This window comes from Mesorhizobium sp. M7A.F.Ca.CA.003.01.2.1 (genome assembly GCF_003998945.1).
GTDB classification, from domain to species: Bacteria; Pseudomonadota; Alphaproteobacteria; order Rhizobiales; family Rhizobiaceae; genus Mesorhizobium; species Mesorhizobium ciceri.
Genome location: NZ_RZRA01001309.1, coordinates 1 through 1,133 on the forward strand (window position 1 = coordinate 1; position 1,133 = coordinate 1,133).

1 protein-coding gene is annotated in these 1,133 nt (G+C 63.7%); it reads left to right on the forward strand.

Annotated features, from left to right (window positions below; translation table 11 throughout):
• Window positions 1-277: 277 nt before the first annotated feature.
• Window positions 278-1,133 (forward strand): glycosyltransferase (locus tag EN969_RS32250; RefSeq protein ID WP_127419796.1); only part of this gene is annotated, 856 nt, incomplete at its 3' end.

A 1,133-nucleotide genomic window follows, 5' to 3' on the forward strand; every position in this document is an offset into this window, starting at 1 on the left:
ACCGCAACTTTCGTGCCATCTTCCGATTTCGGTATCCTGGGAGGGGATCATGGCGCGGGGTTGTAAAAAAACGGTGTTGAACCCGGTGGTTGTTTCATTCTCGGTCAACCCTTCTGTGCGTAGCTGTATCGAAACGAAGCAATGCCAGGGGCGTACGGCCGGCAGTCGGACATATCGAACCGATAGTCGGACATATCGAACCAGGCATGATTCTTGCGGACGGGGTTCTGCCACAATCGCCCAGCGCGATGGTTGCAGCACCCGGCGGGAAACAAAGATGCGGATTGCCTGCGTTCATCAGGGTTATGAACTCTATGGTTCTGACCGCAGCTTCGCGGAGAGCGTGGCTGCGCTGCGCGCCGCGTTTCCGTCGGCCGACATCGAGGTGGTCTTGCCGCGCAGCGGGCCGATCGTCCAGATCCTGGAAGCGCATGCCAGCCGGATCGTCTTCGAACCGCTCTGGGTGTTGAGGCGCCAGGCCATTGCGCGCCTTGCGACAGTCGAGATGGCGCGATTGCCGGTTGCCGTGTTCAGGGCGTGGCGGCGCCTCAAGGCCTGCGACCTCGTCTATGTCAACACCTCGATCGTGGCCGACTATGCGCTGGCCGCGCGATTACTGCCCCACAAAGCCGTCTTGCACATCCACGAGATCCCCGAAGGCGCCATGCGCAGGATACTCGTCGGCCTGATGCACTGGAGCCATGCGGATCTGATCTTCAACTCGCGCGCGACGCGAGCCGCTTTCGGCGACCCCAAGGCCGCGCGCGCGCATGTCGTCTACAACGGCGTTGCCGGGCCGGCGGCGGTCGAACCAATGACGTATGACGGCAAGCGACCATTGCGGGTGCTGCTGCTCGGCCGCATCAACCGGATCAAGGGGCAGGAGGTCCTGCTGGAGGCGATCGCCTCGATGCCGGCAGAACTCCAGGCGAGGGTCGAGGTGCGGCTGGTCGGCGGCGCCTTCGAAAGCACCGAGCGCGAGCGTGCGCTTGCCGAACTGGTCGAAACGATGGGGCTTGCCGGGCGCGTCGGAGTCCTGCCTTTCATTCCCGATCCCTCGGAGCATTATCGCTGGGCCGACATCGTCACCGTGCCGTCGCGGCGTCCGGAATCGCTGGGCCGCGTCGCCATCG